General features: G+C 49.9%; 12 protein-coding genes. All 12 read left to right on the top strand.

Annotation, left to right across the window (positions count from 1 at the left end; genetic code table 11):
- The 12 genes from I2G42_RS01160 (at position 1) to cls (ending at position 15,821) form a co-directional block, all read left to right on the top strand.
- Positions 1 to 1,032: a cobalt-precorrin 5A hydrolase gene (locus tag I2G42_RS01160; RefSeq protein ID WP_055218071.1), complete on the top strand. Its 1,032-nt coding sequence runs from the start codon at positions 1 to 3 to the stop codon at positions 1,030 to 1,032.
- Positions 1,029 to 1,760 (top strand): precorrin-3B C(17)-methyltransferase, encoded by a 732-nt coding sequence (gene cobJ / locus I2G42_RS01155; RefSeq protein WP_022462307.1) that lies wholly within the window; start codon positions 1,029 to 1,031, stop codon positions 1,758 to 1,760. The genes I2G42_RS01160 and cobJ overlap by 4 nt, the downstream gene beginning before the upstream one ends.
- Positions 1,753 to 3,732: a bifunctional cobalt-precorrin-7 (C(5))-methyltransferase/cobalt-precorrin-6B (C(15))-methyltransferase gene (locus I2G42_RS01150; RefSeq protein ID WP_055226414.1), complete on the top strand. Its 1,980-nt coding sequence runs from the start codon at positions 1,753 to 1,755 to the stop codon at positions 3,730 to 3,732. Before cobJ ends, I2G42_RS01150 begins: the two co-directional genes overlap by 8 nt.
- Positions 3,729 to 5,138, top strand: coding sequence for a cobyrinate a,c-diamide synthase (locus I2G42_RS01145; protein WP_195530634.1), 1,410 nt, complete (start codon positions 3,729 to 3,731; stop codon positions 5,136 to 5,138). The genes I2G42_RS01150 and I2G42_RS01145 overlap by 4 nt, the downstream gene beginning before the upstream one ends.
- On the top strand, positions 5,135 to 6,100 hold the full coding sequence (gene cbiB / locus I2G42_RS01140) for an adenosylcobinamide-phosphate synthase CbiB (protein WP_022462310.1): 966 nt from the start codon (positions 5,135 to 5,137) through the stop codon (positions 6,098 to 6,100). The genes I2G42_RS01145 and cbiB overlap by 4 nt, the downstream gene beginning before the upstream one ends.
- 48 nt (positions 6,101 to 6,148) lie before the next feature.
- Positions 6,149 to 7,195: a threonine-phosphate decarboxylase CobD gene (gene cobD / locus I2G42_RS01135; protein ID WP_022462311.1), complete on the top strand. Its 1,047-nt coding sequence runs from the start codon at positions 6,149 to 6,151 to the stop codon at positions 7,193 to 7,195.
- Between the two features lie 11 nt (positions 7,196 to 7,206).
- Positions 7,207 to 8,718 (top strand): cobyric acid synthase, encoded by a 1,512-nt coding sequence (locus I2G42_RS01130; protein ID WP_195530633.1) that lies wholly within the window; start codon positions 7,207 to 7,209, stop codon positions 8,716 to 8,718.
- 2 nt (positions 8,719 to 8,720) lie between these two features.
- The gene (locus I2G42_RS01125; RefSeq protein ID WP_055218068.1) at positions 8,721 to 9,365 is read left to right on the top strand and encodes a precorrin-8X methylmutase; all 645 of its coding nucleotides are present in this window, start codon (positions 8,721 to 8,723) and stop codon (positions 9,363 to 9,365) included.
- A gap of 457 nt (positions 9,366 to 9,822) precedes the next feature.
- The gene (tyrS, locus tag I2G42_RS01120; protein WP_055218066.1) at positions 9,823 to 11,046 is read left to right on the top strand and encodes a tyrosine--tRNA ligase; all 1,224 of its coding nucleotides are present in this window, start codon (positions 9,823 to 9,825) and stop codon (positions 11,044 to 11,046) included.
- A gap of 78 nt (positions 11,047 to 11,124) precedes the next feature.
- A complete protein-coding gene (alaS, locus tag I2G42_RS01115; protein WP_118719012.1) occupies positions 11,125 to 13,764 on the top strand; it encodes an alanine--tRNA ligase in 2,640 nt (879 codons plus the stop codon).
- A gap of 205 nt (positions 13,765 to 13,969) precedes the next feature.
- A complete protein-coding gene (gene rpsU, locus I2G42_RS01110; protein WP_004222305.1) occupies positions 13,970 to 14,146 on the top strand; it encodes a 30S ribosomal protein S21 in 177 nt (58 codons plus the stop codon).
- 94 nt (positions 14,147 to 14,240) lie between these two features.
- Positions 14,241 to 15,821 (top strand): cardiolipin synthase, encoded by a 1,581-nt coding sequence (cls, locus tag I2G42_RS01105; protein ID WP_055226404.1) that lies wholly within the window; start codon positions 14,241 to 14,243, stop codon positions 15,819 to 15,821.
- The last annotated feature ends 67 nt before the right edge of the window (positions 15,822 to 15,888 follow it).

Raw genomic sequence — 15,888 nt, 5'->3', positions numbered from 1 at the left:
ATGAAAATAGCCATAGCAAGTTTTACAAGAAACGGATGCGTCTGGAATCAAAAACTCTGTGCGGCACTGAAAAAACACAGCTGTGAAGGATATGCACTGGAAAAGTACGGGAAAGAAGCGGGAATTCCTGCGATTGCACCGTCGCTTCCTGCATGGACAGAGCGCATGTTTCAGGAAATGGATGCGATTTTGTTTATCGGGGCGTGCGGGATTGCGGTGCGCAGTATTGCACCGTACGTGAAAAGTAAAAAGACAGATCCGGCGGTTCTGTGTATGGATGAACAGGGAAAGTTCGTGATTTCATTACTTTCCGGCCATATCGGCGGGGCAAACGAGCTGACGGAAGAAGTTGCAGCTGTAACGGGTGCGGTTCCGGTCATTACAACGGCAACGGATGTCAATCACAAGTTTGCGGTCGATGTCTTTGCTGTAAAAAATCATTGTGAAATTTGTGAGATGGAGCTGGCAAAAGAGGCAGCGGCGCTTCTGGTGGACGGAAAAACGGTTGGATTCTGCAGTCGTTTTCCGGTGGAGGGAACAAAACCGGAGGAACTGATCCCGGAAGAGGCGGCAAAACCGTCGATGGGAATCTGCATTACCACATCGGAAGAGGATTCGCCATATGAGAGAACACTTCACCTGATCCCGAAGGTGATCACCGTCGGCATCGGCTGTAAGAAGAATACACCGGCCGGCCGGATTGAAGAAAAGGTTCTTGCGGCACTTGCGGCGGCCGGGATTTCTCCAAAAGCAGTTCGACAGGCGGCAAGTATTGATCTGAAAGCGCAGGAGCCGGGAATTCTGCAGCTGGTGGAAAAGTATGGCTGGCAGTACCGGACCTTTTCTGCAGAAGAACTGGAAACAGCGGAGGGGGAATTTACGCCGTCTCCGTTTGTGAAGAAGATTACAGGAATTGACAATGTCTGTGAGCGCAGCGCAGTTCTCGCCGGCGGCAGACTGATAAAGAAAAAAAAGGCAGCGGACGGTGTAACAGTTGCACTGGCTGCGGCGGACTGGAGGGCAGTATTTTGAGTACAATTTTTGTCGTGGGCATCGGCCCCGGAGCATATGAAAAAATGACGATCGAGGCGGCGGATGCGCTGCGGAACTGCGATGTGATCATCGGCTATACCGTCTATGTGGATCTGGTAAAAGAACATTTTGCAGGAAAAGAATTTCTGACGACACCGATGCGGAAAGAGGTGGAGCGCTGCCGTCTAGCATTTGAAACTGCGGCAGAGGGAAAACAGGTTGCTATGATCTGCAGCGGAGATGCCGGCGTTTACGGTATGGCAGGTCTGATGTATGAGCTTTCGGAAGAATGGCCTGATATTGAAATTAAGGTAATTCCAGGCGTGACCGCCGCAACGGGAGGCGCTGCCGTTCTTGGTGCACCGTTGATCCACGACTTCGCCCTGATCAGCCTGAGCGATCTTCTGACACCGTGGGAGAAAATTGAAAAACGTCTTCTGCTGGCATCGGAAGCGGATTTTGTCATCTGTCTTTATAACCCGGGAAGCCATAAGAGAGCGGATTATCTGGAAAAAGCGTGTGATCTGATGCTTCGTTACAAAGCGCCGGAAACCGTCTGCGGAATCGTAAGCCAGATCGGAAGAGACGGGGAGACGAGCCGGACCATGACGCTTGCAGAACTTCGCAATACAAAAGTGGATATGTTTACGACGGTATTTATCGGAAACAGTCAGACAAAGGAAATCCGGGATCACATGGTAACGCCGAGGGGATATCGCTATGAATAAAGTAATCGTCTTTGCCGGAACGACGGAAGGCCGGGAGATCTGCAGTTTTCTGAAGAAATATGAGATTGCATCCCTTGCCTGTACGGCGACAGAATACGGCAAGTGCCGGATCGAGGAGGGCGGTGCCCTGACGGTTCGAAGCGGAAGACTGACAGAAGAAGAGATGGAACAGCTTTTTGGCGAAGAACAGCCGGAAATGGTTATCGATGCAACCCATCCGTATGCCGATCTTGTGTCGGAAAATATCCGGTCTGCATGTGAAAAAGCAGGAAAAACGTACCTTCGGCTGCTGCGGCCGTCGCTTGCGGCAGATCCATCCTGCGTCATGGTCGACACGACAGAAGAAGCGGTATCGTATCTGGCGGGCACAGAGGGAAAGATTCTGGTGACAACAGGAAGCAAGGAACTCGCAAAATTTGCAGAGCTTCCGGATTATAAAAACCGTGTGTATGCCCGGGTGCTGCCGTTGCCAGGCGTAATTGCATCCTGCGCGGAACTTGGATTTGATGCCGCACATACCATAGGCATGCAGGGACCGTTTTCTATGGACATGAACGTTGCAATGCTGCAGTCGTTCCATGCCGAATGGATGGTAACGAAGGAATCCGGAAGAAACGGCGGCTTTGAAGAAAAAATTGAGGCAGCAAAAAAGGCCGGTGTCCGTGTCGTTCTGATCGGCCGTCCGAAAGAGGAAGAAGGACTCTCGGAGGACGAGGTCAAGAGGTATCTCGTTGAAAAATTTGATCTGTCCGTGAAACGGGACGTCGTGATCGCCGGAATCGGACCTGGTGCAGAAGCACAGATGACGCTGGCGCTCGTAGACGCGTGTGAGCAGGCGGATGTGCTGATCGGTGCGGGACGCATGACAAAAGCAGTAGAAAAATATCAGAAGCCAATGCTTGCAGAATACAGCCCGGAAAAGATTTACGAGTATCTGAAGGCGCACCCGGAATATGAAAAGATTGTTCTTCTGCAGTCGGGTGATGTCGGCTTTTACAGCGGAGCAAAGAAACTTCAGGCCGTCCTTGCGGAAGATGCGGATTTTTCTGTCCGTGTAGAGCCGGGAATTTCTTCGCTGGTTTATTTCTGTGCCAAAATCGGAGTGTCCTGGGAGGATGCAGCATTTGTGAGCCTGCACGGACAGCACTGCAACTTTCTGGAGACGGTCCGCCGAAACCGGAAAACTCTGGCGATCGCCGGCGGAAAGGGCAGTGTCAGGGAAATCTGCCAGACGTTAAGTTCGTACGGCTGGGAGCAGATTGTGCTGTATGTGGGAACGGATCTGTCGTATCCGGAAGAACAGATTGTGACAGGAACCCCATTCGAACTTGCTAAAATGGAGTTTGCTCCGCTTGCGGTTCTTCTGTTTGAAAATCCGAATCCGGAACCAGAGTTTACAGCCGGCATGGCAGATGAAGTATTTCTGCGTGACAAAGTACCGATGACCAAGCGGGAAGTGCGCAATGCGTCTCTTTCACATCTGCAGCTTTCTTCGAATTCTGTTGTCTATGATATTGGATCGGGCACAGGTTCTGTTTCGATTGAGATGGCGCTTCGTGCAGCACAGGGAAAGGTATATGCGATAGAAAAAAATCCGGCAGCCGTTGCACTTCTGCAGGAAAATAAAAAGAAATTTGCAGTGGATCATCTGGAAATTATTGAGGGAACTGCACCGGAAGCACTCGAAGCACTCCCGGTTCCGACGCATGCATTTATCGGCGGGTCTGCCGGAAACTTAAAAGAGATTCTGGAACTGCTCCTGCGGAAGAATCCGAACATCCGCGTGGTATTAAATACAGTAACCGTGGAAACATTAGCGGAGGCAGCATCGTGTTTCAAAAAACTTGCGTTTGAAGAGCCGGAAATCGTCTGCCTGCAGGCTTCCAATGCGAAAAAGGCCGGAAGAAGCCATCTGATGATTGCCCAGAATCCGGTTTATATCTTTACAGCCCAGGGAGGTGCCAAAGAATGAAAGCACCAAGAATCATGCTGGCAGCAGGAAGGAGCGGAAGCGGGAAAACGATGATCACCTGCGGACTGCTCCGTGCACTGCAGCAGATGGGAAAGCAGCCCGCAGCGTTTAAATGCGGCCCGGATTATATCGATCCGATGTTTCACGAACAGGTAATCGGCGCCCCGTCGTGTAATCTGGATCCGTTTTTCACAGAGGAAGAAACAACACAGTATCTGTTCTGCAAACATGCAGCGGGTCATGACATTTCCGTATTGGAAGGCGTTATGGGGTATTACGACGGTCTTGGCGGAATTTCTACCAAAGGCAGCGCCTACGATCTCGCCGGTATGACAAAAACGCCGGTTCTTCTGGTTGTCGATGCCAAAGGCATGAGCGTTTCAGCGCTTGCCTTTATCAAGGGATACCTGCAGTACAAAGAGGACAGCAGGATCGCCGGTGTAATCTTTAACCGGATGTCAGAGATGCTGTACCGGGAGATCGCGCCGATGGCGGAAAAAGAACTTGGCATTTCCTGTGTCGGCTTTGTGCCGGAACTGAAGGAATGCCACTTAGAAAGCCGCCACCTCGGCCTTGTGATGCCGGATGAGGTGGAAAATCTGCGGGAGCAGGTCAATCTGCTTGCAGAAACACTGCAGAAGACACTGGATTTTGAAAAAATTCTTGCGATTGCAGAAGGGGCAGAAGAGCTCTCGGGAAAAATGCCGGAAGCCCTGCGTAAGGTGACAGAAAGCGAAGCAGCCGCCAAGGTGCGTGCTGCGAAGCCGATTCTTGCCGTTGCAAAGGATGAAGCATTCTGTTTCTTTTATCGGGATAATCTGGAGCTTCTCGCGTCGCTTGGAGCCAAAATCGAATATTTTTCGCCGCTTTCCGATGCGGAGCCGCCAAAGAATACAGACGGATTTCTGTTCTGCGGCGGCTACCCGGAGCTGCACGCAGAAGAGCTTTCGGAAAACCAGACCATGAGAACGAAGATCCGCGATAACATCCGTCAGGGAATGCCGGTTCTTGCAGAATGCGGCGGTTATATGTACCTGTCAGAATCCATGGAGGATATGGATGGAAATGTGTATCCTATGGTACAGGCTGTTCCGGGAAATGTTTATCGGACAAAAAAGCTGGGAAGATTCGGCTATATCACCCTCACGCCAAACACGAAGGATACCTTTCGGAACGGCGGAAATCCGGTGCGCGGCCATGAGTTCCATTACTTTGACAGCACAGACTGCGGAAGTGCATGGCATGCGGCAAAACCGCTGCGGAAGCGGAACTGGGAATGCATTCATGCGACAAAACGGATGATGGCGGGATTCCCGCATCTTTACTATATGGCAAGTCCGCACCTCGCACTGGAATTTCTGGAGCAGTGTGTCTCTTACCGGAAAGAACAGGAGAAAACAAGATGAAAACAGCATTAGCAGCCCTGATTGTGGGCTATGGATTGGACCTGCTGCTTGGAGATCCCTCCTTTTTGTATCATCCGATCCGTGTGATCGGAAATCTCATTGCCCTGCTGGAAAAATGGCTGCGGAAGGTATTTCCGAAAACGCCAAAGGGAGAGCTTGCCGGAGGAGTTTTTCTCGTGATCCTCGTCTGTCTGGCGGGATACGGTGTTCCGGCACTGCTGCTCTTTGCGGCATTTAAAATTCATCCGGTCATCGGCTTCCTTTTGGAGGTTCTCTGGTGCTGGCAGATTCCGGCAACGAAATGCCTGAAGGATGAGAGCATGAAGGTCTATCAGAAATTAAAAGAAAACGATCTTCCGGGGGCGCGCTATGCGGTTTCCATGATCGTAGGACGTGATACGGAAAATCTTTCGGAAACAGGAGTGACAAAAGCTGCCGTGGAAACGATCGCGGAGAATACGTCGGACGGTGTCATTGCACCGCTCCTCTTTCTTGCCATCGGCGGACCGGCAGTGGGCTTTCTGTATAAGTCCATCAATACCATGGATTCCATGGTGGGATACAAAAATGACAAATATCTGTATTTTGGACGGTGTGCGGCAAAGCTGGACGATGTCGTCAATTACATACCGGCGAGAATCAGCGCATGGCTGATGATTCTTGCGTCTGCATGCGAGCGCATGAACTGGAAAAATGCAGAAAAAATTTACAAACGCGACCGTTACTGCCACGCCAGCCCAAATTCTGCGCAGACAGAAGCAGTTATGGCAGGGGCGCTGGAAGTACAGCTTGCCGGAGATGCCGTGTATTTCGGCAAAGTCGTAAAGAAACCAACGATCGGCGATGACATCCGCCCGGTCGAGGCGGAAGATATCAAAAGAGCAAATCATCTGATGTATCTGACCTCGTTCCTCGGACTGGTGTTCTTTGCGGGAATCCGCGCGTTCTTTTTATTTCTGTAAAAAGAGAAGATAGAAACACAACGGAAAAGAGAAAGGAAGGCATATGGTATGAGACAAAATCCACATGGAGGAGACATTTACACGAAAAAATGCAGAGTCGATTTTTCTGTGAATGTCAATCCTCTTGGAACTCCGGAAAGTGTGAAAGAGGCGGTGAGAAAGAGCGCGGAATCGGTGGAACAGTATCCTGACGCACTGTGCCGGGACCTGACCCGGGCACTGTCGGAAAAGGAGCAGCTTCCAGAAGAAAATATCCTGTTTGCAAACGGCGCCGCGGAGCTTATTTTTGCCCTGACACAGGCTCTCCGCCCGAAAAAAGCGCTGATTGCAGCGCCGGGATTTGCAGAGTATGAAGCAGCACTTTCAGCGGCAGGGTGTTTTATCCGTATGTATCCGCTGCAAAAGGAAAAAGGCTTTCTTTTACAGGACGATTTCTGCGATGATCTGACCGACGATCTGGATCTTGTCTTTTTATGTAATCCAAATAATCCAACCGGCCTTACGATTCCGCAGGAGCTTCTTTTAAAGATCCTGGATAACTGCCGGGAGCGTAACATCTATCTGGTGCTGGATGAGTGTTTCATAGAATTTCTGCCGGAGCCGGAAAAAGTGACGATGCAGGGAAAACTGGACGAATATCCGAATCTGCTGATTCTGCGTGCGTTCACAAAGATTTACGCAATGCCGGGTCTGCGTCTTGGCTATCTGCTCTGCAGCGACGAGGATCTGCTGGATCGGATCAGCCGCAGCATGCAGTCGTGGAATGTTTCGATTCCGGCGCAGATGGCAGGCCTTGCCGCCCTGAACGAGGATGCTTACGTCAAAGAAGCACGGGAACTGATCGGAAAAGAACGCGCCTGGATGAAAGCAGAACTGGAAAAAGCAGGTCTTACCGTATGGGATTCCTGTGCAAATTATCTGTTCTTTGAGGGACCGAAAGGACTTGCCGCACGACTGGAAAAAGGCGGCATTCTGATCCGCGACTGTTCCAACTACCCGGGCCTTGCCGACGGATATTACCGTGCAGCCGTACGCACACATGAAGAAAACCAGATTCTGACAGAAGCCGTTTCACAGATTCTGCAGTGGTTTTAGGAGGAAAAACGATGGCGAAAGTAATTATGATACAGGGAACGATGTCAAATGCGGGAAAAAGTCTGCTTGCGGCGGGCTTATGCCGGATTTTCCATCAGGACGGATACCGTGTGGCGCCGTTCAAATCACAGAATATGGCGCTGAATTCGTTTATTACGAGAGAAGGCCTTGAGATGGGACGTGCACAGGTCATGCAGGCGGAAGCGGCCGGGATCGAACCGTCCGTTTTGATGAACCCGATTCTGTTAAAGCCGACGAATGACACCGGTTCGCAGGTGATTGTAAACGGTGAGGTACTGGGAAACATGAGTGCGCGGGAATATTTTTCCCACAAAAAAGAGCTGATCCCGGACATCATGAAAGCGTACCATGCACTGGAAGAACAGTATGATATCATTGTGATCGAGGGAGCCGGAAGTCCGGCGGAGATCAACCTGAAAGCCGATGATATCGTCAATATGGGAATGGCAAAGCTTGTGGATGCACCGGTGCTCCTCGTCGGAGATATTGACCGCGGCGGCGTTTTTGCTCAGCTTTACGGTACCGTAGAGCTTTTAGAGCCGGATGAGCGCGACCGCATCAAGGGTCTGATTATCAACAAATTCCGCGGGGACAAAACCATCCTGGACCCGGGCGTTGTGATGCTGGAAGAAAAAACACACATCCCGGTGGTCGGCGTGGCGCCGTATCTCCACATCGAAGTGGAAGACGAGGACAGTCTGACCGAGCGATTCACCAGAAAAGAGGAGATCGGTCTCATTGACCTTGCGGTCATCCGTCTCCCGCGTATTTCAAACTTCACCGATTTCAACCCGTTCGAGCGGATCGAAGGCGTATCACTCCGCTACGTAAGCTCTGTCTCCGAACTGAAAAATCCGGATATGATTCTGCTTCCGGGAACGAAAAACACGATGGAGGATCTGCTCTGGATGCGTCAGAATGGTCTGGAAGCGGCCGTACTGAAGGCGGCTGCGGCCGGAAAAGTAATTTTCGGTGTCTGCGGCGGCTTCCAGATGCTCGGAGATACGCTGAGCGATCCGCTGCGTGTCGAAGCCGGCGGAACGATCAAAGGAATGGGACTCCTGCCGATGGATACCGTATTTGCCGGTGAGAAGACGAGAACCCGCGCGGAGGGCGCTTTTGGAAAAACAGAAGGCGTTCTTGCCGGGATCGAGGGAACCCGGATCGAGGGCTATGAAATCCATATGGGAGAAACGGTGCGGAAAGAAGAAACAGAAGCATTCACGTTCATCGATGATCAGAACCGTGCTGATTCGGATAAGCTGGACGGTGCACAGAAAGGAAATGTGTACGGTACGTATGTGCATGGCATTTTCGACAAAGAAGAAGTTGCCGAGCGGATCGTGGAAGCACTTGCAAAGAATAAGGGAATTGCCATGGAGCAGATTCACGGTGTCGATTACCAGACATTCAAAGAGACACAGTACGATATTCTCGCAGATGCGCTGCGCGAGCATCTCGACATGAAGAAGATTTATCAAATTCTGGAAGAAGGGGCATAAAGATGAAGATAGAACTGGAGCAGGTAAGCCCGCACGAGATTGAAAAGAGAAGCTTTGAAATTATCACGGAAGAATTAAACGGAAGAACGTTTCCAGAGGATCAGGAACTGGTTGTAAAGCGGTGTATCCACACAAGTGCGGATTTTGATTATGCGGATAATCTCTGCTTTTCGGAGCATGCGGTGGCAAAAGGCATCGAGGCGATCCGGGAGGGAGCCTGCATTGTGACGGATACGCAGATGGCAAGATCCGGCATCAACAAAAAGGTGCTTGCGCGCCACGGCGGTGAAGCGCTCTGCTTTATGTCAGACGAAGATGTTGCGGCAAGAGCAAAAGAAACCGGAAGCACCCGCGCGGCAGCCTGCATGGAAAAAGCGGCGGAGCTGGATAAAAAGCTGATTATTGCGGTTGGAAATGCGCCGACGGCACTGGTCCGCCTCTATGAACTGATCGGGGAAGGAAAAATAAAACCGGCGCTGATCATCGGAGTTCCGGTCGGCTTTGTCAATGTGGTACAGTCCAAAGAACTGATTATGCAGACCAATATCCCGTATATCGTGGCACGCGGACGAAAAGGCGGCAGCAATATCGCGGCGTGCATCTGCAACGCACTCCTGTATATGATGGATCAGGACCGCGGATATTAAAAATAGATGAAAAAACGGAAAGCAGAAGTCTTGACAGATTTCGAATCACCGTTTATACTATGGAACATGGAAAAAGGCTTGGAAGGGAACAAGTAGACGTACAAAAACGCGGACAGAAAGCAGCCGGCAGATGAGAGGCGCATGCAGGTTCTGTACGATTCGAATACATCCCGGAGTTGCGCACCGAATAAAACGGGCGGCAGAAGAACGAACTATGATGCACGTTTTTAGTAGGCTGCGACGTAAGAGACGAACGTTACAGCGTCAGGGTATTCAGAGGTTTTGGATACCGACAAAGGCAGCTGCCGTGAGACAGCTGTGAAGTAAGGTGGTAACACGGGAGATACGGGCTCTCGTCCTTTGAATCGGAAAGGACGGGAGTCTTTTTGTATAAAAAACTTTGGTCCCAGACGGTAACACATACCCGAAAGTCAACCGAAAAAAGGAGAAAAACAAAATGCAGATTTATGACGAACTGATCGCCAGAGGCCTTCTGGCACAGGTAACCGACGAAGATGAAATCAGAGACCTGGTAAACAATGGAAAAGCAACGTTCTATATCGGATTCGACTGCACCGCAGACAGTCTGACCGCAGGTCACTTCATGGCACTGACCCTGATGAAACGGATGCAGATGGCAGGAAACAAACCGATCGCCCTGATCGGCGGCGGCACCACCATGATCGGTGACCCGTCCGGAAGAACCGATATGAGAAAAATGCTGACCCGCGAGGAGATCGACCACAACGCAGAGTGCTTCAAACGTCAGATGGAGCGTTTCATCGAGTTTGGCGAGGGAAAAGCTATGATGCTCAACAACGCAGACTGGCTGCTGAACCTGAACTATGTAGAACTGCTCCGTGAGGTAGGTGCATGCTTCAGCGTCAACAACATGCTCCGTGCAGAGTGCTACAAACAGCGTATGGAAAAAGGTCTTTCCTTCCTGGAGTTCAACTATATGATTATGCAGAGCTACGACTTCTATCACATGTTCCAGAAATACGGCTGCAATATGCAGTTCGGCGGCGATGACCAGTGGTCCAACATGCTGGGAGGAACCGAACTGATCCGCCGTAAACTTGGAAAAGATGCCTATGCAATGACCATCACCCTTCTGACCGACTCTCAGGGCAAGAAGATGGGTAAAACCGCAGGAAACGCTGTATGGCTTGACCCGAACAAGACCAGCCCGTTCGATTTCTACCAGTACTGGAGAAACGTGGACGATGCCGATGTCTTAAAATGTATCCGTATGCTGACCTTCCTGCCGCTGGAGCAGATCGACGAGATGGATTCCTGGGAAGGAAGCAAGCTGAACGAGGCAAAAGAGATCCTGGCCTATGAGCTGACCTCCATGGTACACGGCGAGGAAGAAGCAAAGAAAGCGCAGGAAGGCGCACGTGCCGTATTCTCTACCGGAAGCTCCGAGCATATGCCGACCAGTGAAATTTCTGCAGAGGATTTCACGGACGATAAAATCGATATCGTAACCCTTCTTGTCAAAGCAGAGCTTGCAAAGACCAGAAACGAAGGACGCCGTGCCGTAGAGCAGGGCGGTGTATCCGTAGACGGTGAGAAAATCACAGATCCGAAATATGCCGTAGAAAAAGCAGCCTTCGGCGAGGACGGTATCGTTCTGAAAAAAGGAAAGAAGAATTTCAAAAAAATTTGCGTTAAATAATTAAGTGTGCTATTATAAAAGAATGGATTCCCGGAAGAAATTCCGGGACACACTGAATTATTTGGAGGACAAACAGTCATGGAAAAATATGGCGTAAACGAATTACGAAAGATGTTTCTTGAGTTCTTCGAGAGCAAAGGACATCTTGCTATGAAGAGTTTTTCGTTGATTCCACACAACGATAAAAGTCTTTTACTGATCAACTCCGGTATGGCTCCGCTGAAACCTTACTTCACAGGCGCAGAGATTCCGCCGAGAAGAAGAGTAACAACATGCCAGAAATGTATCCGTACCGGCGATATTGAAAATGTAGGAAAAACAGCCCGTCACGGCACCTTCTTTGAGATGCTCGGAAACTTTTCCTTCGGTGATTATTTCAAACACGAAGCAATCGCATGGTCCTGGGAGTTTTTAACACAGGTAGTAGGGCTCGATCCGAATCGTCTGTACCCATCCATCTATCAGGACGATGATGAAGCATTTGATATCTGGAACAAAGAGATCGGCATCCCGGCAGACCGTATTTTCCGTTTTGGAAAAGAGGACAACTTCTGGGAGCATGGCGCAGGTCCGTGCGGTCCGTGTTCTGAGATTTATTATGACCGCGGAGAAAAATACGGCTGCGGCAAACCGGGATGTACCGTTGGCTGCGAGTGTGACCGTTACATGGAAGTATGGAACAACGTATTCAGCCAGTTCAACAACGACGGCGAGGGCCACTACACCGACCTGATCCAGAAGAACATTGATACCGGTATGGGACTTGAGCGTCTGGCCGTTGTCGTACAGGATGTAGATTCCATCTTCGATGTCGACACCATTCAGGCACTCCGCAACAAAGTATGCGAAATCTCCGGAAAAGAGTATGATAAAGATCATGAGACCGATGTTTCCATCCGCCTTATCACAGACCATATCCGTTCCGCAACATTCATGATTTCCGATGGAATCATGCCGACCAACGAAGGAAGAGGCTACGTACTGCGCCGTCTGATCCGCCGTGCAGCACGTCATGGCCGTCTGCTTGGCATTGACGGACTGTTCCTTGCCCGCCTTTCCGCAAGCGTAATCGAAGGCTCTAAAGACGGATATCCGGAACTTGAAGAGAAAAAAGATTTCATCTTCAACGTTCTGAACAACGAGGAGACCCAGTTCAACAAAACCATCGACCAGGGACTTCGTATCCTCTCCGAGCTCGAAGAAAAAATGCAGAGCGAAGGCAAAAAAGTTCTGGACGGACAGGATGCATTCAAACTGTACGATACCTACGGATTCCCGCTGGATCTGACCAAAGAGATCCTCGAGGAGAAGGGCTACGGCATCGACGAGGACGGTTTCCATGCAGCAATGGAAGAGCAGAGAGAGCGTGCAAGATCGAGCCGTGAAGTAACAAACTACATGGGTGCTGATGCAACCGTTTACGATGAGATCGACCCGTCCGTAACAACTGAGTTTACCGGATACGATCATCTGGAGGATACCTCCAAAGTAACCGTTCTGACGACAGAGACTGAGATTGCAGAATCTCTGATGGAAGGCCAGAAGGGAACCATTTTCGTAGAGAAAACTCCGTTCTACGCTACCATGGGCGGTCAGGAAGGCGACTGCGGTATCATCAAAGGAGCAAATGGTGTATTCGAAGTAGAAGATACCATCAAACTCCGCGGCGGAAAATACGGCCACGTCGGTGTCATGAAATCCGGTATGATTTCAAACGGCGAGGAAGTTACACTTCAGGTCAACGAAGAGGCAAGAAAAAATATCGAGAAGAACCACAGCGCAACACACCTTCTGCAGAAGGCATTAAAGACTGTTCTCGGTGCACACGTAGAGCAGAAAGGTTCTCTCGTAACCCCGACCAGACTCCGTTTCGACTTTGCCCACTTCCAGGCTATGACACCGGAAGAACTGGAAAAAGTTGAGAATCTGGTAAATGAAAAGATTCAGGAGCAGATCCCGGTTGTAACCGACATCATGGATACTGAGGAAGCAAAGAAATCCGGCGCGATGGCTCTGTTCGGTGAGAAATACGGCGACAAAGTACGTGTCGTTTCCATGGGAGACTTCTCCAAAGAGCTCTGCGGTGGTACCCATGTAAAGAATACCGCTGAAATCGGACTGTTCAAACTTGTTTCTGAGGCAGGCGTTGCAGCAGGTGTCCGCAGAATCGAAGCTCTGACCGGACCGTCTGTTACTGCATATTATAAAGCACAGGAAGAGAAAATACATGAGGCAGCAGCTCTCTTAAAGACAACACCGGCGGATCTCCTCGAGAAGATCGCTCATCTGCAGGCAGAGGCAAAAGCACTCCAGGCAGAGAATGAGTCCTTAAAGAGCAAACTGGCAAAAGAAGCGCTCGGCGATGTTATGGATAAAGTAACCGAAGTCAAAGGTGTAAAACTTCTCGCTGCATCCGTACCGGATGTCGATATGAACGGACTGCGTGACCTTGGCGACCAGCTGAAAGAAAAACTGGGAAGCGGCGTTGTTGTTCTGGCATCTGCAAAGGACGGTAAAGTAAGCCTTCTTGCCATGGTAACCGATGATGCGATGAAGAAAGGTGCACATGCCGGAAAACTGATCAAAGAAGTGGCAGCCGTTGTCGGCGGCGGCGGCGGTGGACGTCCGAACATGGCACAGGCCGGCGGAAAGAATCCGGAGAAGATCGACGAAGCAGTTGCAAAAGCTGCTGAGGTACTGGAAGGCCAGATCGCATAACAATAAGCAGGAAAAACAGCACAAAATCCTGCCGCCTGCAGGGCAGAAAAAGGAGCCAGGCAGGCGGCAGGGAAAAATTTTGCAAAAAAATGAAAAAACTTGTTGACGTACGAGATTTTTCTGGTATAATAAGAACAGTGCAAAAAATACCCATACAGTTGTATTATGCACAATCTACAACTGGAGGGAGGTTAGGTGTGAGACTATGTCAAATGTAATCGTTAAAGAAAACGAAACGTTGGACAGCGCTTTACGCAGATTTAAGCGTAGCTGTGCAAAAGCTGGCATTCAGCAGGAGATTCGTAAAAGAGAGCATTACGAGAAACCAAGTGTTCGTCGTAAAAAGAAATCTGAAGCTGCCAGAAAACGTAAGTATAATTAATGTGCAAAAAATCCCCGGCGATCTGTTTTGCCGGGGATTTTTATACTTGTAACTTAAAGTCGCAGGTTTTGACAAAACAGCAAGGCGGTGACAAATGAGAATTTTGTACAAAATAGCAAACAAGCTGTTTCGTATCGTGAAAAAGATTCTGAAGCTGCTTACCAGCCGTATGGTCATTATCGGTGTTGCACTTCTTCTGGAATTTTGCTGGCTGGCCGGAATTGTGATGCAGCTCAATGAAAAATCTGTCTACATCAACTATGCGGTCACGATCCTTTCCCTGATTGCAGTGCTTTCGATTATCAATAATCCGAAAATGAATCCCGGCTACAAACTGATGTGGGCAGTCTGTATCCTGGCGCTTCCGGTAACCGGAATCTGCCTGTACGGCATTCTCGGCCATTCCAGTGTGGCAAGAAAATTCCGTACACATTACGATACAGTTCTGCTTTCGCAGGGAGGCGTTCTTGGAGAGGAAGAAGAGACGCGTAAAAAGCTCGAGGAAGAAAATATCCTGGCAGCGGGGCAGTCTTCCTATCTGACCAATTATGCGCATTATCCTGTTTATGAAAATACAGAAACAGAGTATTACCCGCTGGGAGATGTATGGTTTGAGCACTTTATTGAGGAACTCAAAAAGGCAGAACACTACATTTTTATGGAATATTTCATCATCAGCGAGGGGTATCTGTGGGATACGGTGCTGGAGATTCTGAAGGAAAAAGCGGCCGCCGGTGTGGATGTGCGGCTGATTTACGATGATTTCGGCTGCGTGACGACACTGCCGTATCAGTATTATAAATCGCTGCAGCAGATGGGCATCAAGTGTGCGGCGTTCAATCAGTTCCGACCGGTGCTGAATGTCATTTTAAATAACCGTGACCACCGGAAAATTGCCGTGATCGACGGTCATACGGCTTTCACGGGCGGCATTAATCTTGCGGACGAATACATTAACCGCAAGGAGCGGTTCGGCCACTGGAAGGATTCCGGAATTTGTCTGCATGGTGAGGCGGTATGGAGTTTTACGGTGATGTTTCTGCAGATGTGGAGCACAATCACCGGTATGGAATGCGATTTCGAATCATACCGGCCGGAAATCTATCACAAGGAAGCGTTTAAAAAAGACGGTTTTGTGCAGCCGTACGGCGATTCCCCGCTGGATGGAGAGACAGTAGGCGAGCATGTTTATCTGAACATTATTTCACAGGCGAAAAAATATCTTTATATTTTTACCCCGTATCTGATTCCGGACAACGAGACGCTGACCGCTCTCTGCATGGCGGCAAAGCGCGGAGTCGATGTGCGGATTGTAACGCCGGGCATCCCGGATAAGAAGATTGTCTATATTCTGACGCAGGCCAATTACGAGATCCTGCTGGAATCCGGCGTTCAGATTTACCAGTATACGCCAGGCTTTATCCATTCCAAGAGCTTTGTCTGTGATGATGAAGTTGCGACGGTCGGAACGATCAACATGGATTACCGGAGCATGTACCTGCATTTTGAGTGCGGTGTCTGGATGTACGGCAGCAGTGCGGTTGCCCAGGTAAAAGAGGATGCGCTGATCACGTTTGAACAGTGTGAGCAGATCAATATGGACTACTGCCGAAAGAAAAATTTTGCAGTCCGTGCACTCCGCGGTGCGCTGAAGTTTCTGGCACCGCTGCTGTAAACGGAACAGACAGCATAGTTCTGCGGTCGTCTGCATAGCCTGTAGGGAAGAAAGAGCAGATGTTTCG

Origin of the sequence: Fusicatenibacter saccharivorans, from assembly GCF_015557635.1 — a bacterium.
Classification (GTDB): Bacteria; Bacillota; Clostridia; order Lachnospirales; family Lachnospiraceae; genus Fusicatenibacter; species Fusicatenibacter saccharivorans.
Note: the sequence above shows the minus strand (reverse complement) of the source record. Positions and strands in the feature narration are given on the sequence as shown.

Excerpts from the sequence above, each read along its gene's own strand:
- I2G42_RS01160 (WP_055218071.1), top strand. The coding sequence starts at position 1 with ATGAAAATAGCCATAGCAAGTTTTACAAGAAACGGATGCGTCTGGAAT.
- I2G42_RS01150 (WP_055226414.1), top strand. The coding sequence starts at position 1,753 with ATGAATAAAGTAATCGTCTTTGCCGGAACGACGGAAGGCCGGGAGATC.
- I2G42_RS01145 (WP_195530634.1), top strand. The coding sequence starts at position 3,729 with ATGAAAGCACCAAGAATCATGCTGGCAGCAGGAAGGAGCGGAAGCGGG.
- cbiB (WP_022462310.1), top strand. The coding sequence starts at position 5,135 with ATGAAAACAGCATTAGCAGCCCTGATTGTGGGCTATGGATTGGACCTG.
- cobD (WP_022462311.1), top strand. The coding sequence starts at position 6,149 with ATGAGACAAAATCCACATGGAGGAGACATTTACACGAAAAAATGCAGA.
- I2G42_RS01130 (WP_195530633.1), top strand. The coding sequence starts at position 7,207 with ATGGCGAAAGTAATTATGATACAGGGAACGATGTCAAATGCGGGAAAA.
- I2G42_RS01125 (WP_055218068.1), top strand. The coding sequence starts at position 8,721 with ATGAAGATAGAACTGGAGCAGGTAAGCCCGCACGAGATTGAAAAGAGA.
- tyrS (WP_055218066.1), top strand. The coding sequence starts at position 9,823 with ATGCAGATTTATGACGAACTGATCGCCAGAGGCCTTCTGGCACAGGTA.
- alaS (WP_118719012.1), top strand. The coding sequence starts at position 11,125 with ATGGAAAAATATGGCGTAAACGAATTACGAAAGATGTTTCTTGAGTTC.
- rpsU (WP_004222305.1), top strand. The coding sequence starts at position 13,970 with ATGTCAAATGTAATCGTTAAAGAAAACGAAACGTTGGACAGCGCTTTA.
- cls (WP_055226404.1), top strand. The coding sequence starts at position 14,241 with ATGAGAATTTTGTACAAAATAGCAAACAAGCTGTTTCGTATCGTGAAA.